This is a genomic window from Burkholderia cenocepacia (genome assembly GCF_014211915.1).
GTDB lineage: Bacteria > Pseudomonadota > Gammaproteobacteria > Burkholderiales > Burkholderiaceae > Burkholderia > Burkholderia orbicola.
Map to the genome: position 1 here is coordinate 349403 of NZ_CP060040.1, position 23965 is coordinate 373367.

A 23965-nucleotide genomic window follows, 5' to 3' on the forward strand; every position below is an offset into this window, starting at 1 on the left:
GTGGCGGGCGGGCGCGCCGTGCGTGCGCTCGCCGGCCTGCCTCCATAACAATCTACCCTGTCAGGAATTTCGCATGAAGATTGCAGTGCTGCCCGGCGACGGCATCGGTCCGGAAATCGTCAATGAAGCGGTGAAGGTGCTGAACGCACTCGACGAGAAGTTCGAACTCGAACAGGCGCCGGTCGGCGGCGCGGGCTACGAGGCGAGCGGCCATCCGCTGCCCGACGCGACGCTGGCGCTCGCGAAGCAGGCCGACGCGATCCTGTTCGGCGCGGTCGGCGACTGGAAGTACGACTCGCTGGAGCGCGCGCTGCGCCCCGAGCAGGCGATTCTCGGGCTGCGCAAGCACCTCGAGCTGTTCGCGAACTTCCGCCCGGCGATCTGCTATCCGCAGCTCGTCGATGCGTCGCCGTTGAAGCCGGAGCTCGTCGCGGGCCTCGACATCCTGATCGTGCGCGAACTGAACGGCGACATCTACTTCGGCCAGCCGCGCGGCGTGCGCGCGGCGCCGGACGGCCCGTTCGCCGGCGAGCGCGAAGGCTTCGACACGATGCGCTATTCGGAGCCGGAAGTGCGCCGCATCGCGCACGTCGCGTTCCAGGCCGCGCAAAAGCGCGCGAAGAAGCTGCTGTCGGTCGACAAGTCGAACGTGCTGGAAACGTCGCAGTTCTGGCGCGACATCATGATCGACGTGTCGAAGGAGTACGCGGACGTCGAGCTGTCGCACATGTACGTCGACAACGCGGCGATGCAGCTCGCGAAGGCGCCGAAGCAGTTCGACGTGATCGTCACGGGCAACATGTTCGGCGACATCCTGTCGGATGAAGCGTCGATGCTGACGGGTTCGATCGGCATGCTGCCGTCGGCATCGCTCGACAAGCACAACAAGGGGCTGTACGAGCCGTCGCACGGTTCGGCGCCGGACATCGCGGGCAAGGGCATCGCGAACCCGCTCGCGACGATCCTGTCGGCCGCGATGCTGCTGCGCTACTCGCTGAATCGCGCGGAGCAGGCCGATCGCATCGAGCGGGCGGTGAAAACGGTGCTCGAACAGGGTTATCGCACGGGCGACATCGCGACGCCGGGCTGCAAGCAGGTCGGCACGGCGGCGATGGGCGACGCGGTGGTCGCGGCGCTGTAAGCGGACGGAAATGAAGTCCGGTAATTAAGATGAAAAGGGCGCGAACGGGCCGGAAAAATCGGCCGGTTCGCGCACCGTTGGCCGTTGTGCGGGCCAGCGGCTTTGTGTAGACTCGAACGATGGCGCTGATTTCCCTGATCTCCCCGGTCCTGAAACTCCACGGCAACACTGCCCGTGCGGGTGCGCGCGCCATCGTCATCACGAAAACCATTACCACGAAAACGATCATTAAACGCTGATCGCCGTCGTGCCCGCCTGTTTCCCCGCGCGGTCACGCGGGACGGAAATGGCGGGGAAGCTCCATTCAAGCAAAGGGTTAGTCATGAACGTAGGTCTCGTAGGTTGGCGCGGCATGGTCGGCAGCGTCCTGATGCAGCGCATGCAGGAAGAGGGCGATTTCGACCTGATCGAACCGGTGTTCTTCAGCACCAGCAACACGGGCGGCAAGGCGCCGTCGTTCGCGAAAAACGAGACCACGCTCAAGGACGCGACCAACGTCGACGAGCTGAAGAAGTGCGACGTGATCATCACGTGCCAGGGCGGCGACTACACGAACGACGTGTTCCCGAAGCTGCGCGCGGCCGGCTGGAACGGCTACTGGATCGACGCGGCATCGTCGCTGCGGATGCAGGACGACGCGGTCATCATCCTCGATCCGGTCAACCTCGACGTGATCAAGGATGCGCTGGTCAAGGGCACGAAGAACTTCATCGGCGGCAACTGCACGGTCAGCCTGATGCTGATGGCGCTCGGCGGCCTGTTCCGCGAGAACCTCGTCGATTGGATCACGGCGATGACCTACCAGGCCGCATCGGGCGCGGGCGCGCAGAACATGCGCGAGCTGCTGTCGCAGATGGGCACGCTGAACGGCGCGGTGCAGGAACAGCTCGCCGATCCGGCGTCCGCGATCCTCGACATCGACCGTCGCGTGCTGGCCGCGATGAACAGCGACGCGATGCCGACGAGCCACTTCGGCGTGCCGCTGGCCGGTTCGCTGATTCCGTGGATCGACAAGGATCTCGGCAACGGGATGTCGAAGGAAGAGTGGAAGGGCGGCGCGGAAACCAACAAGATCCTCGGCAAGCCGGCGATGGGCGAGCCGGGTTCGATCCCGGTCGATGGCCTGTGCGTGCGGATCGGCGCGATGCGCTGCCACTCGCAGGCGCTGACGATCAAGCTGAAGAAGGACGTGCCGCTCGACGAAATCAACGGCATCCTCGCATCGGCGAACGACTGGGTGAAGGTCGTGCCGAACGAGCGTGAAGCGTCGATGCGCGACCTGTCGCCGGCGAAGATCACCGGCACGCTGTCGGTGCCGGTCGGCCGCCTGCGCAAGCTCGCGATGGGCGGCGAATACCTGTCGGCGTTCACGGTCGGCGACCAGCTGCTGTGGGGCGCGGCCGAGCCGCTGCGCCGCATGCTGCGCATCCTGCTCGACAAGTAAGCACGCTGGCGGTCCGGCCCGCGGGCCGCGCTGCACGATACGACGCGCCGCGTCGGCCTTGGGATTCAGGGTCGGCGCGGCGCATTTTTCATGGGCGGTCGTTCAGCGCAGGTTCAGCAGCGTCTGGTCGACGGCCTGCTGAGTCTTGATCGTCTGCGCATTCGCCTGGTAATTGCGCTGCGCGGTGATCAGGTTCACGAGCTCGGTCGTCAGGTTGACGTTCGAGTTTTCGAGCGCGCTACCCTGCAGCGTGCCGTGGTTCGTGCTGCCCGGAGCTGAGACCTGCGGCACGCCCGACGCGGCCGTTTCCGCATACTGGTTGCCGCCGATGTTCACGAGCCCGTTCGGGTTGTTGAAGTTCGCGAGCGCGATCAGGCCGAGCACCGCGCTCTGGCCGTTCGAATAGTTGCCGGTGAGCTTGCCGTCGGTGCCGATCGAGAACGTCGTCAGCGTGCCGCTCGCGAAGCCGTCCTGCGCGAGATTGCTCACACCGTCCTTGCCGCCGTACTGCGTCGTGCCGCCGAGGTCGAGCGTCAGGTTCTGCGGATTGGCGCCGCCCGTCGTGCTCGGGATCGAGAACGCGAACTGGCCGAGGCTCGGCGTCGGCTGGCCGGTCGCGGCCGACGTCGTCGAGCTGAGCCGGCCCGACGCATCGAACGTGACGGTGCCGAGATTCGTCGGCGTCTGGCCCTGCACGCCCGCGTAGGCCTGCCACGTGCCGGCCGCGCCCTTCGCGAAGTACATCGTGACCTGTTGCGAGCCGCCGAGCGTGTCGTAGACCTGGATCGACGAGTTGTAGTTGTACGTCGTGTTGTCGGTCGCGTTGAACGGCGTCTTGGCCGGCACCTTGTCTTGCGCGTTCAGGTTGAACTGGCCGGTGATCCTGCTCGTCGCGCGCGGTGCGATGTTGCTGGTCGGCGCCTGCAGCGGCACGGTCTGCGCGGTGTTGATCACGCCGCCGGCGCCTGCCGCATAGCCCATCAGGTTGCGGCCTTGCGCGTCGACGATCGCGCCGTTCTTGTCGCGGTGGAACGTGCCGTCGCGCGAGTACGTGGTCACGCCGTTGCTCGACATCTGGAAGAAGCCGTTGCCGTTGATTGCAACGTCGAGCGACGACTTCGTCGAGTTGATCGTCCCCTGGCCGAAATTCTGCTGCACCGACGCGAGCCGCGTGCCGATGCCGATCTGCGTGTTGACCGACGTCGCGACCGAATTCGCGTACATGTCGGCGAAGTTCGCGCGTCCCTGCTTGAAGCCGACCGTGTTTGCGTTCGCGATGTTGTTGCCGATGACGTCGAGATTGCTCGACGCCCCGGCCAACCCGCTCAAACCCTGCTGATAGCCCATGTTCGTCCCCGTAACGAGCTCGTGAGTGAATGCAGTCGTGCGACTGCGCGATGACCCTCCGGTACTTCACGGCATCAGTCCGACCGCGTGCTGCTGTCTTTCCGGCATGGGCGGGCGCGAGGTCGAAATGTGCCGATTCCTGTTTGAAGGCGATCGTATCGACGGCGGTTATCAGGTCTGTGTAATTTTGTGTAATGCAATTGGATTGATGCAGAAACGATCGCTTTTGTATGAGTAATGGATCGTGCGGAAGGGGTGAAAGCCTTACGGGGCGGGGCTTTGGCGGTGTGAATTCTCATTTCTCCGATAAGAGGGGGAAATTGACTTCTTAACGACGAATTGGAATCGATCGGGATGGGATTGATCGCCGGTCGAGATTTGTTTTGATTGTGCGGCTGGTCATTCATTAACGGCGGGCGGGATGGATTGTTGAGGAAACGCTTGCGATTCTGTTGCTCCGGTCCTTCGGAGGATGTCCGCTGAGCGCCACAAGGCCGTGTCATTCGAGTGGGCGCGAGTCTGCCGTGAGGCGGCTTTCGACTGCGGCAAGCAGGTTCATTTTTACGGATTGGATACATGGACTGCGACACGCGCACCCGCTCGACATGAGCGCCCGCCCGCGCCCGGCGGCACCTGCCGGCGACGAATTCGGCCGGAACCCGATCGCGTGAAGTAAACTACGCGGTTACGACGCACAGACCCGCCGAAAGCGTCGCGTTTCGCGCGACGCTTTTGCATTTCTGCAGCCACTTTATTGACGCTTCCAACCGCGAATCCGAGCCGCGCCCGCGCGCGGCGATAGAGCCAACGATGTCCCGAATTTTCTTGTTTCCGCGTCAGTCCCGCCTGTCGCGCGCCGTGCGTGGCGCGCTGGCGATCCTGGCGCTCGGCGTAGCCGCATCGGCGTGGGCAGTCGGCACCGGCGAATTGCCGGCGTCCGCCGCCGGCACCGCCGCACCGCTTACCGTGACGGTCCAGCCGGGCCAGTCGCTGAACGACATCGCGAAAGCGGCCACGCAATCGCATGATCCGGCCGTGCTCGCACGCGCTGGCCGTGCGTTGTTCGACGCCAATCCGCAGGCGTTCATGAAACGCGACGCGAGCCGCCTGAAAGTCGGCGCGACGCTGACCGTGCCCGCGCTCGACGCGACCGGCGCGGCGCTCGTGCCGGCCGGCGCATCCGCTGCCTCCGGTACGGCGGCTGCTTCCGCGCCCGCCGCCGCATCGGGCGGAGCGGCGATCGCGCAGCATGGCGCATCCGCGCCGCATCCCGGCTCGACCGTGCAACCCGCGCCGGTGGCGCCGGCCGTGCATGCGGCGCCGGTGAGCGGGGCGAGTGTCGCGACGGCGACGGCGGCGGGAGCGTTGGCCTCGAACGGTGCTTCGGCTTCGATCGGCGCATCGGCCGCATATGGCGCGTCGGCTGTCGAAAGCACGCAGCCGGCGGCGTCCACGGCCGGGGCAAGCGGCCCGCACGTGTGGAGCGGTGCGATCCAGTCGGCGCCGTCGTCCGCGAGCGAGGCCGCGGGGCAGGCGGTGCCGGGTAGCCCGGTTTCCGGCGTGCATGAACCGGCCGGCGCGGCGCCCGCGGTGAGTGCGTCGCAGCCGCGGCCGTCGAGCCTTCAGCAATTGCTGGCGTTGAAGAATCGCGTGCTGATGGAGTTGCAGAAGCACGGCATCGGCAAGCCGGCGACGACGACCGGCGTCGCGCCTGCTCCGGCGCCCGCCGCGCCGCGTCCGGCCGCGAATGACGCGGGTGCATCGGCCGCGGCATCGACGGCGGACGAAGCCGCGTCGGGTGCGGCAGCGAGTGCGCCGCAACCGGCATCGGCTTCGGTACAACCGGTCGCGCCTGTCGCGACGCCTGCACGTCGTACCGAACAGATGGACTGGCGCCCGGTCGCCGTGGCCGGCGCTGCCGTGATCGTGCTTGCGGCCGGCTTCGCATGGCGCAAGCGCCGGAAGGGTCGCCGCGCTGACGATGCGGGTACCGTTGCGACTGCGGCCGCAGGGGGCGGTGCCGTGGCTGCGGAAGCCGAAGCCGCGTCGTCCGTCGAACGAGAACTGCCGATCACGCCCGAGATGCCGGTCGCACGCGATGCGGCGTCCGACATGACCCTCGCCGCGGCGACTGCCGCTGCGGCGGAGACGATCGAGCCGCCCGCAGCTGACACATCGCCCGCGCCTGAAGTGATGACGCCGCGTGACGAGTCGCCCGAATTGCCGGCTGCTCACGCTGCGGGGCCGCTCGCGAACGAGGCGACTCCGGTCGAGGCTCCGCACGACGCAGAACCGGCGGGAAAAACCACCGCAGCGGACCAGCCAGCCGACCCGACCGCCGCATCCGTCGCACCTTCGACGACCGAAGCGCAGCACGCGTCGCTGATGCAGAACGCGATCAGCGCGCTCAACAGTCTCGACATGCCGCTGCCGCCGCGGACGGCGGACGAGCCATCGTCGACGGCAGAGGAACCGTCTGCGCGGGCAGTGCAGTCCGACGGTGATAAAATCGCAACTAACGGTCAATCCGCGCAGCGCCCGCCAACGGGCGCGAGTGAACCGGCACCGGAACATCCCGCCGACCAGGACGACGAGTTCGATTGGGACCCGGACGCAGCGACGCCCGCCAGCCAAGCTGGGAGCCCGCCCGTGACGACATCGCTGCCGCCGCTCGGCGGCGCGCAGTTCGGCGCGCTTAAGCTCGACTTCGACCTCGACTTGCCATCGACACCGGGCGCCGCGCTGCCCGCACTCACCCCGAACGAGCTCGCGCGCATCGCCCGCAACAAGCTCGACCTCGCGGCCGAATACGTCGAACTGGGCGACCTGTCCGGCGCACGGACGCTGCTGCAGGAAGTGATCGACGCGAACGACGCCGCGACCCGCGACGATGCACGCGCGCTGCTCGCGAAACTGGCGGACGAGGCGTGATGCGGATCGCGCTGGGCATCCAGTACGACGGCGCGGCGTTCTGCGGCTGGCAGGCGCAGCCGCACGGGAAGACCGTGCAGAACCGGCTCGAACACGCGCTGGCCGAATTCGCACGGGTGCCGCTGCACACGACGGTGGCGGGGCGGACCGATACCGGCGTGCACGGACTCGGGCAAGTCGTGCATTTCGACACCGATCTCGAGCGCGAGGTGTTTTCGTGGGTGCGCGGCACCAACGCGTTCCTGCCGCCGACCGTGTCGGTGCAATGGGCGAAGCCGATGCCGGACACGTTCCATGCGCGTTTTTCGGCGTTCGAGCGCACCTACTACTACGCGCTGTACGTGCATCCGGTGCGTTCGCCGATGTTGGCCGGACGCGCCGGCTGGATCCACACGCCGCTCGACGACGACGCAATGCGCGCCGCCGCCGCGCATTTGATCGGCGAGCACGACTTTTCGTCGTTCCGGTCGTCGGAATGCCAGTCGAAGACGCCGGTCAAACACCTGTATCAGATCGATGTGCGGCGCGCGGGGCATTTCATCCATTTCCGCTTCCGCGCGAACGCGTTCCTGCATCACATGGTGCGCAACCTGATGGGCTGCCTCGTTGCGGTCGGGCGCGGCCGCTATCCGGCCGACTGGCTCGCCGACGTGCTGGCCGGGCGCGACCGCAATCTCGCGGCGCCCACGTTCATGGCCGACGGGTTGTACCTCGCCCACGTCGGCTATCCGGCGGAATTCGCCGTCCCGCCCGCGCAGCTCGGCAGCGTACCGTGGAGCAGCGTCTGGGCGGATCTGGACCCACAAACATGACGGAGCACGCCGTGTCTTCTTCGAATTCCGCCGCGGCCGGCCTGGCGCCGCGCACGCGCATCAAGCTGTGCGGGCTGTCGCGTCCCGAGGACGTGCTGCATGCGGCCGCGCTCGGCGCCGATGCGATCGGCCTCGTGTTCTACCCGAAGAGCCCGCGCGCGGTGACGATCGCGCAGGCGGCCGAGCTGGCGAGCCTCGCGCCGCCGTTCGTGTCGGTGGTCGGGCTGTTCGTGAATGCAACCGAAGCCGACATCGAAGCCGTCGTGCGCGACGTGCCGCTCACGGTGCTGCAGTTCCATGGCGACGAGACGCCGGAGCAGTGCGATGCGCTCGGCCGCGCGGCCCGCCTGCCGTGGTTGCGCGCGGTACGCGTCGGCCCCTCGACGCAGCGTGCCGATTTGGTAGAATCGGCTCTTCATTATTCGAAAGCGCGCGGCCTCCTGTTCGACACTTTGGTGCCGGATTACGGCGGTAGCGGCAAGGTCTTCGATTGGTCTCTTATTCCCGCAGAGCTCGCGCGTCGGGCCGTTTTGAGTGGTGGCTTGAACGCGCAAAACGTCGGTGATGCGATCCGCCAGCTGCGTCCGTTTGCTGTCGATGTCTCGAGTGGCATCGAAGTGGAGGGCGAGAAGGGCGTGAAGGATCATGCCCGGATGGCGGCGTTCGTACGCGCGGTGCGCGAAGCGGACGCCGGGTGATGCAAGCCGGTGCGACCCCCAAAGCGGGCGCACCGACCGATCGAGAGAGACACCATGTACAACCTTCCTGATGATCGCGGCCATTTCGGCCCGTATGGCGGCGTGTTCGTCGCCGAGACGCTGATTCACGCGCTGGACGAACTGCGCGCGGCGTATGAAAAGTTCCAGAACGATCCCGACTTCGTCGCCGAATTCGAGCGCGAGCTGAAGTATTTCGTCGGCCGCCCGTCGCCGATCTATCACGCGCAGCGCTGGAGCGAGATGCTCGGCGGCGCGCAGATCTACCTGAAGCGCGAAGACCTGAACCACACAGGTGCGCACAAGATCAACAACGTGATCGGCCAGGCGCTGCTCGCGAAGCGCATGGGCAAGAAGCGCGTGATCGCCGAGACGGGCGCCGGCCAGCACGGCGTCGCGACCGCGACGATCTGCGCGCGCTTCGGGATGGAGTGCGTCGTCTACATGGGCTCGGAGGACGTGCGCCGGCAGGCCGCGAACGTCTACCGGATGAAGCTGCTGGGCGCGACGGTCGTGCCGGTCGAATCGGGTTCGCGCACGCTGAAGGACGCGCTGAACGAAGCGATGCGCGACTGGGTCACGAACATCGAAAGCACGTTCTACATCATCGGCACGGTCGCGGGCCCGCACCCGTACCCGATGATGGTGCGCGACTTCCAGCGCGTGATCGGCGACGAGTGCAAGGTGCAGATGCCCGAACTCGCGGGGCGTCAGCCGGACGCGGTGATCGCGTGCGTCGGCGGCGGGTCGAACGCGATGGGCATCTTCTATCCGTACATCGACGATACCTCGGTGCAGCTGATCGGCGTCGAAGCGGCCGGCGACGGCCTCGACACGGGCCATCACGCTGCCTCGCTGATCGCGGGCAGCCCGGGCGTGCTGCACGGCAACCGCACGTACCTGCTGCAGGACGACAACGGCCAGATCATCGAGACGCATTCGGTGTCGGCGGGCCTCGATTATCCGGGCGTCGGTCCCGAGCACGCATGGCTGAAGGACAGCGGCCGCGCGCAGTACGTTCCGATCACCGACGCGGAAGCGTTGAAGGCGTTCCACGACTGCTGCCGGATCGAGGGGATCATTCCCGCGCTCGAGTCGAGCCACGCGATCGCGTATGGCGTGAAGCTTGCGCCGACGTTGCCGAAGGACAAGCTTCTGCTCGTCAACCTGTCGGGCCGCGGCGACAAGGACATGCACACGGTCGCAGAGCGATCGGGCATCGAGCTCTGACCCCGACCGATGCGTGACCTGATCGAAGAGCCGGGCGGCGGCGCCGCGAGCGAGGCGGAGGCGGTTCAGCCCGCCGCTGCCGCGCCGCGCGCGCTGCCGTCCGGTATCGAACTGCACAACCGCGACTTCCTGACCCATGCCGCGTATCTGCCGGATGCGTCGATTGACCTGATCGTCGCCGATCCGCCGTACGGGCTCGGCAAGGACTACGGCAACGATTCGGACAAGCGTTCGGGCGACGATTTCCTCGCGTGGACGCGCGGGTGGCTCGAGCTCGCGATTCCGAAGCTGAAGCCGAGCGGGTCGATGTACATCTTCTGCACGTGGCAGTACGCGCCGGAAATCTTCAGTTTCCTGAAGACGCAGCTCACGATGGTCAACGAGATCATCTGGGACCGGCGCGTGCCGAGCATGGGCGGCACGACGCGCCGTTTCACGTCGGTGCACGACAACATCGGCCTTTTCGCGGTTTCGAAGGCGTATTACTTCGATCTCGATCCGGTCCGCATCCCGTACGACGCCGATACGAAGAAGGCCCGCTCGCGCAAGCTGTTCGAAGGCAGCAAGTGGCTGGAGATGGGCTACAACCCGAAGGACGTCTGGTCGGTCTCGCGCCTGCACCGGCAGCACGCGGAGCGCGTCGATCATCCGACCCAGAAGCCGCTCGAAATCATCGAGCGGATGGTGCTCGCAAGCTGCCCGCCGGGCGGCCGCGTGCTCGATCCGTTCATGGGCAGCGGCACGACCGCGGTGGCCTGCGCACGGCAGGGGCGCGACTTCGTCGGCTACGAGATCAACGAAAGCTATTGTGCGATCGCGCACGAGCGCGTGAGCGCGCTCGCCGCGCCGGCGTGCGCGTGAATCGCGCCGCCGCATCGCCGCATGCATCTAGGAAAAATTGCCATGTCCCGTATTCAGCAGACCTTCGCCGCGCTCGCCGAACAAGGCCGTAAGGGCCTGATCCCGTTCATCACCGCCGGCGACCCCGATCCCGCGAAAACCGTCGAATTCATGCACGCGCTCGCCGCGGGCGGCGCGGACGTCATCGAACTCGGCGTGCCGTTCTCGGACCCGATGGCCGACGGCCCCGTGATCCAGCGCTCGTCGGAACGCGCGCTCGCGCGCGGCGTCACGTTGAAGAGCGTGCTCGCCGACGTGAAGCGTTTTCGCGAAACCGACCTCAAAACCCCCGTCGTGCTGATGGGCTATGCGAACCCGATCGAACGGATGGGCGTCGACACGTTCGCGGCCGAAGCGCATGCGGCCGGCGTCGACGGCGTGCTGGTGGTCGACTATCCGCCGGAAGAGGCGGGCGTGTTCGCGGAAAAGATGCGTGCCGCGCAGATCGATCCGATCTTCCTGCTTGCGCCCACATCGACCGACGCACGCATCGCCGACGTCGGCAAGATCGCGAGCGGCTACGTGTATTACGTGTCGCTCAAGGGCGTGACCGGCGCGGGAAATCTGGATGTTTCGAGCATTGCAGGTAAAATCCCGGCCATCAAGTCGCGCGTGCCGGTTCCGGTGGGCGTCGGCTTCGGTATCCGCGACGCCGAAACGGCGCGCGCGGTGGCCGAAGTGTCGGACGCCGTCGTGATCGGCAGCCGCCTCGTGCAGCTGCTCGAGAGCGCCGCGCCGGAAGGCGCCGCTGCCGCGTTGAAGACTTTCATCGCCGAGCTGCGCGCTGCGCTGGACGGTGCGGGCAACACGGCGCGATAAACACAACACAGGAAGCGGGAACGGGCCGGTTGGCCCGCCCCGCCACGGAACAGGAAACCATACGATGAGCTGGCTCGACAAACTGTTGCCGCCGAAGATCAAGCAGACCGACCCGAAAAGCCGCAAGGGCATTCCGGAAGGCCTGTGGGTCAAGTGCCCGTCCTGCGAGGCCGTTCTCTATCGCAACGACGTGGACGCGAACCTGCACGTGTGTCCGAAGTGCGATCACCACATGCGCATCGGCGCGCGTGAGCGCCTCGACGGGCTGCTCGATCCGGAAGGCCGCTATGAAATCGGCCAGGAAATCGTGCCGGTCGACTCGCTGAAGTTCAAGGACAGCCGCAAGTACCCCGATCGTCTGAAGGAAGCGATGGACGAAACCGGCGAGACCGACGCGATGGTCGTGATGGGCGGGGCGATCCACACGCTGCCCGTCGTCGCGGCCTGTTTCGAGTTCTCGTTCATGGGCGGCTCGATGGGTTCGGTCGTCGGCGAGCGCTTCGCGCGCGGCGCGCAGAACGCGCTGGAGCAGCACGTGCCGTTCATCTGCTTCACGGCATCGGGCGGCGCGCGGATGCAGGAAAGCCTGCTGTCGCTGATGCAGATGGCCAAGACCACCGCGATGCTGACCAAGCTGGCGGAAGCCAAGCTGCCGTTCATCTCGGTGCTGACCGACCCGACGATGGGTGGCGTGTCGGCGAGCTTCGCGTTCCTCGGCGACGTCGTGATCGCCGAGCCGAAGGCGCTGATCGGCTTCGCCGGCCCGCGCGTGATCGAGCAGACGGTCCGCGAGAAGCTGCCGGAAGGCTTCCAGCGCGCCGAATTCCTGCTGAAGACGGGCGCGATCGACATGATCGTCGACCGTCGCAAGATGCGCGACGAGATCGCGCAGTTGCTCGCGCTGCTGCAGCGACAGCCGGCCGACGCGCTGGCTTGACCGGCGCAAGGTTGTGACTCTGCGCGTCGCCTGGCTTCAACGTCAGGCGGCGCGCTTCGTTTTTTGGCGTAGTGGCGGTACCGATCCAGATTTGATCCGATGAGCACTTTTCCCACTCTCGACGCGTGGCTTTCGCATCTCGAATGCGCGCACCCGGTCGGCATCGACATGGGCCTGACCCGTATCGGGCAGGTCAAGGCGGCGCTGCAGCTCGAATTCGCGTGCCCGGTGATCACCGTCGGCGGCACGAACGGCAAGGGTTCGACCTGCGCGTTCCTCGAGACGATCCTCGTGCGCGCGGGCTACAAGGTCGGCTGCCACACGTCGCCGCACCTGCTCGAATTCAACGAGCGCGCGCGCGTGAACGGGCAGAACGTGACCGACGACGAGCTGCTGCCGCATTTCGAGGCCGTCGAAGCCGCGCGCACGTCGCTGGCCGAACCTGTATCGCTCACGTATTTCGAATTCACGACGCTCGCGATCCTGCATCTGTTCGCCTCGCGCGGGCTGGATGCGGTGATTCTCGAAGTCGGCCTCGGCGGCCGGCTCGACGCGGTCAACATCATCGATACCGATTGCGCGATCGTCACGAGCATCGACATCGACCACACCGAATACCTCGGCGACACGCGCGAGAAGATCGCGTTCGAGAAGGCCGGGATCTTCCGCGCGGGCAAGCCGGCGATCTGCGGCGATCCGGCCGCGCCGCAGACGCTGATCGACCACGCCGAAGCGATCGGCGCCGATCTGTGGCTGGTCGGCCGCGATTTCCGCTACGAGGCGCAGGCGGGCGCCGAGCGTCAGCAATGGAGCTATCTCGGCCGCGAGAAGCGCTATCCGGCGCTCGCGTATCCGGCGCTGCGCGGCGCGAACCAACTGATCAATGCGTCGGCCGCGCTCGCCGCGCTCGAGGCGCTGCGCCCGGTGCTGCCGGTGTCCGCGCAGGACATCCGGCTCGGGCTGGCCAACGTCGAGCTGCCGGGGCGCTTCCAGGTGCTGCCGGGCAAGCCGGCGATCGTGCTCGACGTCGCGCACAACCCGCATGCGTCGGCCGTGCTCGAGCAGAACCTCGGCAACATGGGCTTCTTCCCGTACACGTACGCGGTGTTCGGCGCGATGCACGACAAGGATATCGACGGCGTGCTGCAGCACCTGAAGGGCGAGATCGACCACTGGTGCGTGACCGACCTGCCGCTGCCGCGCGCGGCCTCCGCGGAGCAGCTCGAAGCCGCGCTGCGCAAGGCCGGCGTGGAGGAGGGGCCTGATTCGAGCGTGACGCGGTACGCGTCGCCCGCGGAAGCGTTTCGCGATGCGCTAAAAAGAGCATCCGAGAATGATAGAATCGTGGTTTTCGGCAGTTTCCATACGGTTGCCGGCGTGCTGGCCTACCGTAAATCGCAGCAACACTGACTGACGGGCAGTTTCGGACTCAGCCATTCATGGGAATTTTCTCGTTCGGCAAGAAAGACGACGACGCGCCCCCGCGGCGCGGCGGTCGCACCGGGGCCTCCCGGAACGTGCGCACGGAGCGCACTGAACGCGTCGAGCGACGCTCGCGCCGCACCGAGCGTCCGGAATCGGATGCACTGCTCCTCGATCCGACCCTTCCAGAAAAGCAACGCGCGCGCCGTCGCCTCGTCGGCGCGATCGCGCTCGTCGTGGCCGCGGTGATCGTGCTGCCGATGGTGCTCGATTCGCACCCGAAGCCGGTCACGGACGACATCGCGATCGACATCCCGAACCGCCCCGCGCATCAGGCGGTCGCGCCGCGCGACGACGATGTGTCCGACGTGCAGGCGGGTGTCGCGCACGACGAACCGCCGGCCTCCGATACGGCCGTTGCGGCCGCACCGGCGCCCGCGCCGAAGGATGCCGCGAAGCCGGCCGCGAAACCCGATACGACCACCACGGCGAGCGTGACGCCGCCGAAGCCCGCGCCGAAGCCGGCTGCGTCCGCCGCGAAACCGGCCACGCCGAAGCCTGCGCCCGCAACCGTCGCGAATGACGGCGCCGCGAGCCCGGACAGCGGCGACGCATCGTCGCCGGCATCGCCGGCCGGTGCGCGCTTCGCGGTGCAGCTCGGCTCGTTCAAGGACGACGCGACGGCCCGTTCGTGGGCGACCAAGTTGAAATCGGCGGGTGTGCCCGCATATGTCGAGCATCGCAAGCAGGCAGACGGCAGCACGGCTACACTGTTGCGGGCCGGCCCGTTCGCGGATCGTTCGGCGGCCTCCGCCGCGATCGCGAAAGTGCGCGAAGCCGGTCTGACGCAGTAATGCCACGATGCTGACGGCTTTCGACTACGCTGTATTGGCGGTGATCGTGTTGTCGGCGCTGCGCGGCGCGTGGCGCGGCTTCGTGTCCGAGATTTTCGGGCTGATCGGCTGGATCGCGGCGATCGTGATCGCGAGCCGCTACGTCGGGCTGGTCGTGCCGTACATTCCGGCGAACTGGCCGGGCGGCGCGCTGACGCAGTGGGTGATCGCCTTCGCGTTGCTCGTGATCGGCGTCGTGCTGGTCGCCGGCGTGGCGAACGCGCTGCTGTCGCGGATCGCGCAGGCGAGTGGCCTGGGCGGCGTCGACCGCTCGCTGGGCATGATGTTCGGGCTCGTCCGCGGCTGCGTGCTGGTGGTGCTGCTGGTCGCGGCGGCCGGGCTGACCGAATTGCCCAAACAGGATTTCTGGCGCAATGCGCTCTTGCGTCCTTTTGCCGAACAGGGCGTGCATGAGCTGAAGCAGCTCCTGCCCGACGGCATGGCCCAGTACGTACGCGTGTGACGACGCGGCCGGGCAGGACGGAACCGATTTTGTCATTCTGAAGGACATGCCATGTGCGGCATCGTAGGCGTTATCTCCCAATCCCCGGTCAATCAGCTGATCTATGACAGCCTGCTGCTGCTGCAGCATCGCGGTCAGGACGCGGCGGGCATTGCGACGGCGGACGGCAGCAATTTCCACATGTACAAGGCGAACGGCATGGTGCGCGACGTGTTCCGCACGCGCAACATGCGCAGCCTGCCCGGCACCTACGGCATCGGCCAGGTGCGCTACCCGACGGCCGGCTCGGCGTCGAGCGAGGCCGAGGCGCAGCCGTTCTACGTGAACGCGCCGTTCGGGATCATCCTCGCGCACAACGGCAACCTGACGAACTGGCAGCAACTGAAGGACGAGATGTTCCGGATCGACCGCCGGCACATCAATACCAATTCCGACAGCGAAGTGCTGCTCAACGTGTTCGCGCACGAGCTGCAACTGTCGACCACGGGCCTCGAGCTCGATCCGGCGTCGGTGTTCAAGGCGGTCTCGGGCGTGCATCGCCGCCTGCAGGGTTCGTACGCGATCGTGTCGCTGATCGCCGGCTACGGGCTGCTCGCGTTCCGCGATCCGTTCGGCATCCGGCCGCTGTGCATCGGCAAGCTCGAGACCGAGCACGGCACCGAGTGGATGGTCGCGTCGGAGTCGGTGGCGGTCGAAGGCATCGGTTTCGAATTCGTGCGCGACCTGGAGCCGGGCGAAGCGATCTTCATCGACAAGGCCGGCAACTTCCACAGCCAGCAGTGCGCGGAGAACCCGACGCTGAATCCGTGCATGTTCGAATACGTGTATCTGGCGCGTCCGGATTCGTGCCTCGACGGCGTGCCGGTCTACAACGTGCGCCTGCGCATGGGCGACTATCTCGCCGAGAAGATCAAGCGCGAACTGCCGAACGTGCCGATCGACGTCGTGATGCCGATTCCCGATTCGTCGCGCCCGGCGGCGATGCAGGTCGCCGCGAAGCTCGGCGTCGAGTATCGTGAAGGCTTCTTCAAGAACCGCTACGTCGGCCGGACCTTCATCATGCCGGGGCAGGCCGTGCGCAAGAAGTCGGTGCGCCAGAAGCTCAACGCGATGAGCATCGAGTTCAAGGACAAGCACGTGCTGATCGTCGACGATTCGATCGTGCGCGGCACGACCTCGCACGAAATCGTGCAGATGGCGCGCGATGCGGGCGCGAAGTCGGTGATCTTCGCGTCGGCGGCGCCGCCCGTGAAGTTCCCGAACGTGTACGGCATCGACATGCCGACGCGTGGCGAACTCGTCGCGCACGGCCGCACCGACGAAGAAGTCGCGAAGATCATCGGCGCCGACCACCTGATCTATCAGGACGTCGACGATCTGCGCCGCGCGGTGCGCGACATCAACCCGAAGCTCGAGCACTTCGAGGCATCGTGTTTCGATGGCAACTACATCACCGGCGCGGTGACGCCCGAGTACCTCGATGCGATCGAGCGCGCGCGCCTCGCGCCGGCGTCGCAGGCCGATCGCGATACGGCCGGCGATACCGAGCGTTCGCAGATGAACCTGCAACTGTCGGTCGAGTAACGCCGGCGCACGCTTTTATCGAGGCGTGATAGGATGTGGCCTTGCGTCGATTTGATATCAGCTTGCGGACGCGGGGCAACTTCCCAAAACAGCTAAAGCGAAGGCCGGCGGCAGCCGGCCCGAGTCGATCGCTGTCGTACCGCACCGAAGCCCGCTGATGCCGACGCATAGCGGGCTTTTTGTTTTTTGGCCTCGGTTTTGACCGGGTCCGCGCCGCATGAACGACCGTCGGCGCGGCCCTCGAATACGGAAAACGGAACATGGACGACTCCCTCAACTTCGACACGCTTGCCGTGCGCGCGGGCACGCTGCGCAGCGACTTCAACGAGCATTCGGAAGCGCTGTTCCTCACGTCGAGCTTCTGCTTCTCGAGCGCGGCCGACGCGGCCGAGCGCTTCGCGAATTCGGAAGACTATTTCACCTATTCGCGCTTCACGAATCCGACCGTCACCATGTTCCAGGAGCGTCTCGCGGCGCTCGAGGGCGGCGAGGCGTGCATCGCGACGGCGTCGGGCATGGCCGCGATCATGTCGGTCGTTATGTCCGCGCTGCAGGCGGGCGACCACCTCGTCAGCTCGCGCAGCCTGTTCGGCTCGACGCTCGGGATGTTCTCGCAGATCTTCAGCAAGTTCGGGATCACGACGACCTTCGTCGACCCGACCGACCTGAACGCGTGGCAGGAAGCGGTGCGGCCGGAAACGAAGATGTTCTTCCTCGAGACGCCGTCGAACCCGCTGACCGAGCTCGCCGACATCGAGGCGATCGGCAAGATCGCGAAGGCGGCGAACGCGCTGTTCGTCGTCGACAACTGTTTCTGCAGCCCGGTGCTGCAGCAGCCGCTGAAGCTCGGCGCGGATGTCGTGATGCACTCCGCGACGAAATTCCTCGACGGGCAGGGCCGCGTACTCGGCGGTGCGCTGGTCGGCTCGAAGGAATTCATCATGGGCAAGGTGTTCCCGTTCGTGCGCAGCGCGGGCCCGACGCTGTCGGCGTTCAATGCTTGGGTGCTGCTGAAGGGGATGGAGACGCTGTCGCTGCGCGTCGAGAAGCAGTCGGCGAACGCGTTGGAGATCGCGCGCTGGCTCGACTCGCATCCAGCGGTGGCGCGCGTGTTTTATCCAGGGCTCGAATCGCATCCGCAGCATGAACTCGCGAAGCGTCAGCAGAAGGCGGGTGGTGCGATCGTGTCGTTCGAGCTGAAGGGCGACACGCCCGAGCAGCAGCGCGCGAACGCATGGCGCGTGATCGACGGCACGAAGTTGGTGTCGATCACCGGCAACCTCGGCGACACGCGTACGACGATCACGCATCCGGCCACCACGACGCACGGCCGGATTACGCCGGAAGCGCGTGCGGCGGCGGGGATCACCGAGGGGTTGATCCGCTTGGCGGTCGGGCTCGAGCATGCGGGCGACGTTCGCAACGATCTGGCGCGTGGTCTGGACGGCTGAGCGAGATAGCACTTTTTGGCTGGGCGTCAATGAAAACGGGCCGCTCGAGAGAGCGGCCCGTTGTCATTTCGGCGTATGCCGTCGCGTGCGTTTCGCCGACGTTCAGCCAGCGGCGTGCCCGGGCGGTGCGGCACGCATCGCGTCCACCATCCAACGCAACGTTTCGTCGAGCGGCGTGACCGGCAATTCGCCCACCGCGCGCCGCAGCTTGTCGCGCGACCCGCTCAGGCTTTTCACTTCGTTGTGCCGCACGAAGCGCGGGTCGATCGTCACGTCGATCACGTAACCGGCGATGCGCGACAGCATTGCCAGCACTTCCTTCAGCGAATACGCGCGCTCCGAGCAGACGTTGAACGTCTCGCCGGCCGGCGCGGTTTCGATGAGCTTCAGATAGGCGGCCGTCACGTCGCGCACGTCGGAGAAATCGCGGCTCACGTCGAGGTTGCCGAGCGAGATCCGCGGCGCGTTGCTCGCATAGTGCGCGACGAGCTTCGGCAGCAAATAGGCGTCGCTCTGGCCCACACCGGTGTAGTTGAACGGCCGCGCGATCACGATCGGCAGCCGGTCGGCCCAGAGCTTCGCCGCATATTCCATTGCGAGCTTGCTGACCGCGTAGTCGTTCGCCGGGGCAGGCGCGACGGTTTCGTCGAGCACGCCGGCCGTCGAATTGCCGTAGACGTTCGCACTGCTGGCCAGCAACACCGCCGACGGACGGCGGTCGAGGCCGGCGAGCGCCGCCAGCAGGTTGCGCGTGCCGACGATGTTGACCGCGTAGGTCTGCGACGGCTCGTCCTGCGCGACGTGCGCACGCGCGGCGAGATGCACGACCGCGTCGGGGCGCGCATCGGCCGCGGCCGCGCGCATGGCCTCCGCGTCGAGCAGGTCGGCGGGCAGCAGCGTGCAGTGTGCGAACGCCGGATCGGCGGGGCGGGGCGTGCCGGGCGCGACCGTGCCCCAGACGTCATAGCCGGCCGCCTGCAGGCGTTCGGCCATGTAGCGACCGGTGAAGCCCGTCAGGCCCGTGACGAATGCACGGCGCGACGGACGCCCGGTTTCAGAACGTGTCATGGTGTTGGTTCCGCGTCAAATCCGCTTCGACCATCATCTGGCAAAGTTGTTCGAGCGTCGTCTTCGGTGCCCAGCCCAGTTTGCTTTTCGCCTTGTCCGCGCAGCCGATCAGCAGGTCGACTTCGGCCGGGCGGTAGAACTTCGGATTCACTTCGACGAGCACGTTGCCGGTCGCCGCATCAAGGCCGCGCTCCTGCTCGCCCTTGCCGGTCCATTCGATCTGGTAGCCGGCCGCCGCGAACGCCATCCGCACGAAGTCGCGCACGGTTTCGGTGCGGTTGGTCGCCAGCACGTAGGTGTCGGGTTCGTCGGCCTGCAGCATGCGCCACATGCCTTCGACGTATTCGAGCGCAAAGCCCCAGTCGCGCTTCGCGTCGAGATTGCCGAGCTCGAGCTTGGTCGTCTTGCCCAGCTTGATCTTCGCGATCGTGTCGGTGATCTTGCGCGTGACGAATTCGCGGCCGCGCAGCGGCGATTCGTGGTTGAACAGGATCCCGCTGCTGCCGAACAGGCCATACGATTCGCGATAGTTCACGGTCATCCAGTGCGCGTACAGCTTCGCGACGCCGTACGGGCTGCGCGGATAGAACGCGGTGGTTTCCGTTTGCGGAATGGCCTGTACCTTGCCGAACATCTCGGACGTCGACGCCTGGTAGAAGCGCGTCTTCGGGCTCACGACGCGAATCGCCTCGAGCAGGTTCAGCGGGCCGATGCCGGTCACTTCGGCGGTCGTCGCCGGCTGGTCGAACGACACGCCGACGAAGCTTTGCGCGGCCAGGTTGTAGAGCTCGTCCGGCTGTGTGCGTTCGAGCAGGCGCAGGCTCGAGCCTGCGTCGGTCAGGTCGTGTTCGACGAGCGTCAGGTTCGGGTGCGTGTCGACGCCAAGCTCGGCGATACGCCAGAAGTTCACCGAGCTGGTGCGGCGGTAGGTGCCGGTGACTTCGTAGCCTTTGTCGAGCAGCAGTTTGGTCAGGTACGCACCGTCTTGCCCCGAAATTCCGGTGATGATGGCCTTTTTACGCGTTTGGCTCATGGCGTTGTCCTGGTAGAAGCGATGGATGATGAAATTCAGGCGGTCGTGCCGGCGGCAGCCGGCACCGCGCGGCGCGCCGGCCCGCGTGTCAGGCGCCGTTCGAAGCCGTACCAGCTCAGGGTCGCGTAAGCGAGCGTGATCGCCAGCGCGAGCACGGCCGTGACGAAGCGGTTCAGGTGCAGCGGCCACAGCGCGTACAGCACGCTCAGGTGGATCAGATAGACGGTGTAGCTGACGGTGCCGACGTAGACGAGCATCGGGTTCGTCAGCACGCGCTGCACGAGGCCGCGGCCGCGCAGCGCGATCACGACGATCGACGTGCACAGCAGCAGCGAGATGCTGTAGAGCGCCGCGTTCGAGAGCGGCGTGTTCGCGGCGCGAAAGCGCGGGAACGACAGGTGCAGCCAGCCGAGGATCGCGAGCGACACGAGCGCGCCGACGATCGCGAGCGGATAGAACGGCTCCAGCGCACGCCGGTCGCGACGCAGCACGATCGCCAGCAACGCGCCGGCCGCGAGCAGGTCCATCCGGAACGGCGTCAGGTAGTAGATCGGCCAGAACGAATCGAACCACGGCGTCGCGATCGCGCGCAGCACCGGCGCCGCGACGACCAGCGCGGCCGCGATCCACAGCAGCGCGCGCTCCGAGCACCACAGCACGACGAACGGCCAGAAGATGTAGAACTGCTCCTCGACCGCGAGCGACCACAGCACGTTCAGGCTGTCATGGCCGATGCTGCCGAGCGACAGCCCGATATTGGTCGAGAAAAACGCGAACCACGGCCAGTGCGGCAGCCAGCTCGCGCCGAACAGCAGCGTCGACACCACCAGCAGCAGCACGTACGGCGGCAGGATGCGGCGCACGCGGCGGGCATAGAAGTGGCTGAAGTACGACTGCCCGCGCGCCTTGCGATCGAGCAGGATGCCGGTGATCAGCAGGCCGCTCAGCACGAAGAACAGGTCGACACCCATCCACAGCGGCGCCTTCAGCGCGTGCTGCAGAAATACGGCGCCCACCGCGATCGCGCGCAGCCCGTCGAGCTGCACGATCCGGCCGTGGTGCGGCGGGGCGAGGTCGGCGGGGCGCGCCAGGGCCGTCATCGCGCGGCTCCTTCACGACCCGCATCCAATGCGTGTACGTATTGCATGCCTTTAAATCGAATATGGAATCGAAACCGATTCTAGGGAAAAGAAATCGGTAAAAAAACGCGCGTCGGTTAGCGGGCGATAAATAGGCAAATGCCGATTATTACGATCGCGGCATGAAAGGTTGGCGCCCGGACGGGCTCACCAGGCGGCGCGGAGCGGAATTTTCTACGTGGTGGCGCGGAAAAAGGCGGTCGTTATTGCCGTTTTTGGGCGTCGTTTATTCGCTGTTCCGGCTCGATATTTCAGGCAGAAACATCCCCAAATATTTCCAAATTTCTTGTGATTATTTTTGCTTGTAACCTGCATCGCGACGTTTGAAACCCATTTAGCGACAGGGCGCGGCCGCGGGCGATCCGTGGCAGCGCCGGTCGCTGTTGCATCGAGTCTGGAGAAGCGCATTGCGACGTCTGATTCTGGTTGGCATGACGGTATGCGCGGTGCTGCTGACGAGCGCCGCGCCGGCCGAAACGGTGTTGCCCGCGACGACCTCGTGGATCGGCAACACGTTCGGCTATGGCGATGGCACATGGACGCAGATCGACATCCGCGCGATCGCGGTGACGCCCGAGGGCAAGGTGTATACGAATGCGCCGTGGGACGAGAGTGGCGCCGAGGCGAGCGTCTACCAGGACGGGAAGATGCTCGGCTTCGCCGGCGGCACGCACGGCTGGGGCAATCTCGGCGGCAGCGCGATCGCGGTGAACAGCAAGTACGCGTATGTCGCGATCGGTGTCGGCAACGAGCGCGGTCACCTGCAGTCGCCCGGCATCTGGCCGGACAAGGGCAAGCAATGGTTCGGCATCTCGCGGCGCACGATTGGCGACATGAAGCAGCCCGCGCCGTTTCGCGCGGCGCCGCAGGTCGCGCCGGGCGGGCGCGCCGATACCGGCCGCGCACGGATGGCCGCCAGCTTCATGATGATGAACGAGGTGCCGGCGCCCGCGCGCTCGGAAGTGGGCGAGGCGAAGGCGGAAGTGGGCGGCCTCGCGGCCGACGACAAGACGCTGTTCGCGACCAATCCGTCGCGCGACGTGGTGGATGTCTACGACGCGGAGACGATGCAGCAGAAGGGCACGTGGAGCGCGCACGAGCCGGGCCGCATCGCGCTCGCCGGCGACGGCACGCTGTGGCTGCTGACCGATACGCTGGGCGGCCCTGCGCATCTCGTGCACGTGCGGGCCGACGGCCGCAAGCTCGACGACGCGCCGGCGCTGCCGGAAGGCACCGACGCGGTGGACGTGGCGGTCGACGCGAAAGGGCGCGTGCTCGTCGCGGACAACGGGCCGCGCCAGCAGATCCTGATCTTCTCGAAAGGCGGCAACGGCTATGCGCCGTCGGGCACGCTCGGCGAGCGCGGCGGCATTTTCGCGGGCCCGGTGCCGGGGCGGCCGGGCCCGCAGCGTTTCAACGGGCTGACCGGCGTCGGCGTCGACCGCGCGGGCAACATCTACGTATCGATGAACGGGATCGGGCCGCGCCACGACACGATCGGCGCGGGGCTCGGCGCGGTGCTGGAAAGCTACACGCCGGACGGCAAGCTGCGCTGGCAGGTGCAGGGGCTGCTGTTCGTCGACGGCGCGTGGCTCGACCCCGCGCGGCCGAACAGCGTGTACACGGGCAACAAGCGCTTCGAGCTCGACCTGTCGAAGCCGCCGGGCCAGGACTGGAAATACGTCGGCTTCCTGTCGAACCGCTTCAAGTATCCGGACGACCCGGTGTTCCACACGGATCAGTATCCGGGCATGCCGATCGCGCGGCGCGTCGACGGGCGCACGTTCCTGTACCTGACCGACATGTACGCAGATCACCTCAAGATCTACCGGTTCGACGCGAAGCGCGACGGCGAGGTCGCGATTCCGTCCGGCCTGATCGCAGGCCGTGCGCGGCCGGTCGACAAGGTGCCGAACAAGCCGCCGGGCGGCGACTGGCTGTGGCGCGACGCGAACGGCAACGGCCGGATCGATGCCGACGAGTCCGAGATCAACACGACGGGCAAGGCGAAGGCGGGCGGCTGGGGCTGGTGGGTCGACACGAAGGGCGACATCTGGCGCACGAGCGACGTGCGTGGCATCCACCGCTTCCAGTACGGCGGCGTCGACAAGGCCGGCAACCCGATCTATTCGTACGACAAGGTCACGACCTACCCGATGCCGCAGCCGTTCACGCAGCTGCGCCGCGCGATCTACGAGCCGCAGACCGACACGCTGTACGTGACCGGCTACACGGCCGACGCGCCGCCGCAGCCGGGCATCAACAAGGAAGTGGGGCGCGTGCTGATCCGCTTCGACAAGTGGTCGACGGGCTCGCCGGTCGCGCGCTACCAGGTGGCGCTGCCGTGGAAGCTCGATGCGAAGCCGATCTTCGACCTGATCGGGATCACGGTCGAGGGCCGCTACCTCTTCACGGTGGAGCCGGTCGGCAAGATCCACGTGTACGACAAGGAAACCGGCAAGGAAGTCGGCGTGATGAGCCCGGGCGCCGAGGTCGGCAAGGCGTCGGGCTGGGTCGACGTGCCGTTCGGCATCAGTGCGTTCCGGCGCGAGAACGGTGAGTACCTGGTGTTCGTCGAGGAAGACGCGCGCGGCAAGGTGCTCATGTACCGCTGGAAACCGTGACGGGCGGCGCG

The 23965-nt window shown here is 66.6% G+C and carries 21 protein-coding genes; 17 read left to right on the forward strand and 4 right to left on the reverse strand.

What is annotated here, in order from left to right; genetic code table 11:
- Nucleotides 1-73 precede the first annotated feature (73 nt).
- The 3 genes from leuB to asd all read left to right on the forward strand — a co-directional run bounded on the left by leuB (nucleotide 74) and on the right by asd (nucleotide 2585).
- The gene (gene leuB, locus SY91_RS18135; RefSeq protein ID WP_011548096.1) at nucleotides 74-1141 is read left to right on the forward strand and encodes a 3-isopropylmalate dehydrogenase; all 1068 of its coding nucleotides are present in this window, start codon (nucleotides 74-76) and stop codon (nucleotides 1139-1141) included.
- Between the two features lie 119 nt (nucleotides 1142-1260).
- Complete coding sequence (locus SY91_RS18140) at nucleotides 1261-1380, forward strand: hypothetical protein (protein WP_006756675.1); 120 nt, start codon at nucleotides 1261-1263, stop codon at nucleotides 1378-1380.
- Between the two features lie 83 nt (nucleotides 1381-1463).
- On the forward strand, nucleotides 1464-2585 hold the full coding sequence (gene asd / locus SY91_RS18145; protein WP_012338485.1) for an aspartate-semialdehyde dehydrogenase: 1122 nt from the start codon (nucleotides 1464-1466) through the stop codon (nucleotides 2583-2585).
- Nucleotides 2586-2687: 102 nt separating this feature from the next.
- Here asd and flgE read toward each other — a convergent pair whose 3' ends face one another.
- Nucleotides 2688-3932: a flagellar hook protein FlgE gene (flgE, locus tag SY91_RS18150; protein WP_023474476.1), complete on the reverse strand. Its 1245-nt coding sequence runs from the start codon at nucleotides 3930-3932 to the stop codon at nucleotides 2688-2690.
- A gap of 25 nt (nucleotides 3933-3957) precedes the next feature.
- Between flgE and SY91_RS18155 the strand changes: the two genes are divergently transcribed.
- The 13 genes from SY91_RS18155 to SY91_RS18215 all read left to right on the forward strand — a co-directional run bounded on the left by SY91_RS18155 (nucleotide 3958) and on the right by SY91_RS18215 (nucleotide 18090).
- Complete coding sequence (locus SY91_RS18155; RefSeq protein WP_185921289.1) at nucleotides 3958-4170, forward strand: hypothetical protein; 213 nt, start codon at nucleotides 3958-3960, stop codon at nucleotides 4168-4170.
- A 572-nt stretch (nucleotides 4171-4742) separates the two neighbouring features.
- The gene (locus tag SY91_RS18160; protein WP_043886337.1) at nucleotides 4743-6863 is read left to right on the forward strand and encodes a FimV/HubP family polar landmark protein; all 2121 of its coding nucleotides are present in this window, start codon (nucleotides 4743-4745) and stop codon (nucleotides 6861-6863) included.
- A complete protein-coding gene (gene truA, locus SY91_RS18165; RefSeq protein WP_023474479.1) occupies nucleotides 6863-7675 on the forward strand; it encodes a tRNA pseudouridine(38-40) synthase TruA in 813 nt (270 codons plus the stop codon). Before SY91_RS18160 ends, truA begins: the two co-directional genes overlap by 1 nt.
- Nucleotides 7672-8373 (forward strand): phosphoribosylanthranilate isomerase, encoded by a 702-nt coding sequence (locus SY91_RS18170; protein ID WP_043886338.1) that lies wholly within the window; start codon nucleotides 7672-7674, stop codon nucleotides 8371-8373. Before truA ends, SY91_RS18170 begins: the two co-directional genes overlap by 4 nt.
- A 54-nt stretch (nucleotides 8374-8427) precedes the next feature.
- On the forward strand, nucleotides 8428-9621 hold the full coding sequence (trpB, locus tag SY91_RS18175; RefSeq protein WP_011548091.1) for a tryptophan synthase subunit beta: 1194 nt from the start codon (nucleotides 8428-8430) through the stop codon (nucleotides 9619-9621).
- A 9-nt stretch (nucleotides 9622-9630) separates the two neighbouring features.
- A complete protein-coding gene (locus SY91_RS18180) occupies nucleotides 9631-10482 on the forward strand; it encodes a DNA-methyltransferase (protein WP_023474481.1) in 852 nt (283 codons plus the stop codon).
- 42 nt (nucleotides 10483-10524) lie between these two features.
- Nucleotides 10525-11340: a tryptophan synthase subunit alpha gene (gene trpA, locus SY91_RS18185; RefSeq protein WP_023474482.1), complete on the forward strand. Its 816-nt coding sequence runs from the start codon at nucleotides 10525-10527 to the stop codon at nucleotides 11338-11340.
- Between the two features lie 64 nt (nucleotides 11341-11404).
- Nucleotides 11405-12277: an acetyl-CoA carboxylase, carboxyltransferase subunit beta gene (accD, locus tag SY91_RS18190; protein ID WP_009691548.1), complete on the forward strand. Its 873-nt coding sequence runs from the start codon at nucleotides 11405-11407 to the stop codon at nucleotides 12275-12277.
- Between the two features lie 99 nt (nucleotides 12278-12376).
- A complete protein-coding gene (gene folC / locus SY91_RS18195) occupies nucleotides 12377-13687 on the forward strand; it encodes a bifunctional tetrahydrofolate synthase/dihydrofolate synthase (RefSeq protein WP_023474483.1) in 1311 nt (436 codons plus the stop codon).
- 29 nt (nucleotides 13688-13716) lie between these two features.
- Nucleotides 13717-14553 (forward strand): SPOR domain-containing protein, encoded by an 837-nt coding sequence (locus SY91_RS18200; protein WP_023474484.1) that lies wholly within the window; start codon nucleotides 13717-13719, stop codon nucleotides 14551-14553.
- Between the two features lie 7 nt (nucleotides 14554-14560).
- Nucleotides 14561-15055, forward strand: a complete 495-nt coding sequence (locus SY91_RS18205; protein WP_006479328.1) for a CvpA family protein — start codon at nucleotides 14561-14563, stop codon at nucleotides 15053-15055.
- A gap of 51 nt (nucleotides 15056-15106) precedes the next feature.
- On the forward strand, nucleotides 15107-16639 hold the full coding sequence (purF, locus tag SY91_RS18210) for an amidophosphoribosyltransferase (protein ID WP_006479327.1): 1533 nt from the start codon (nucleotides 15107-15109) through the stop codon (nucleotides 16637-16639).
- Nucleotides 16640-16899: 260 nt separating this feature from the next.
- Nucleotides 16900-18090, forward strand: a complete 1191-nt coding sequence (locus SY91_RS18215; protein WP_023474485.1) for an O-succinylhomoserine sulfhydrylase — start codon at nucleotides 16900-16902, stop codon at nucleotides 18088-18090.
- A 102-nt stretch (nucleotides 18091-18192) separates the two neighbouring features.
- Here the strand turns inward: SY91_RS18215 and SY91_RS18220 are convergent, their stop codons facing one another.
- The 3 genes from SY91_RS18220 to SY91_RS18230 are packed head-to-tail and all read right to left on the reverse strand — an operon-like array spanning nucleotide 18193 to nucleotide 21291.
- On the reverse strand, nucleotides 18193-19158 hold the full coding sequence (locus tag SY91_RS18220) for an NAD-dependent epimerase/dehydratase family protein (protein ID WP_023474486.1): 966 nt from the start codon (nucleotides 19156-19158) through the stop codon (nucleotides 18193-18195).
- Complete coding sequence (gene gmd / locus SY91_RS18225; RefSeq protein ID WP_006479324.1) at nucleotides 19145-20191, reverse strand: GDP-mannose 4,6-dehydratase; 1047 nt, start codon at nucleotides 20189-20191, stop codon at nucleotides 19145-19147. Before gmd ends, SY91_RS18220 begins: the two co-directional genes overlap by 14 nt.
- Before the next feature lie 35 nt (nucleotides 20192-20226).
- Nucleotides 20227-21291 (reverse strand): acyltransferase family protein, encoded by a 1065-nt coding sequence (locus tag SY91_RS18230; RefSeq protein WP_023474487.1) that lies wholly within the window; start codon nucleotides 21289-21291, stop codon nucleotides 20227-20229.
- Between the two features lie 470 nt (nucleotides 21292-21761).
- Here SY91_RS18230 and SY91_RS18235 point away from each other — a divergent pair, with 470 nt between their 5' ends.
- A complete protein-coding gene (locus SY91_RS18235; RefSeq protein WP_023474489.1) occupies nucleotides 21762-23954 on the forward strand; it encodes a hypothetical protein in 2193 nt (730 codons plus the stop codon).
- Nucleotides 23955-23965 lie beyond the last annotated feature (11 nt).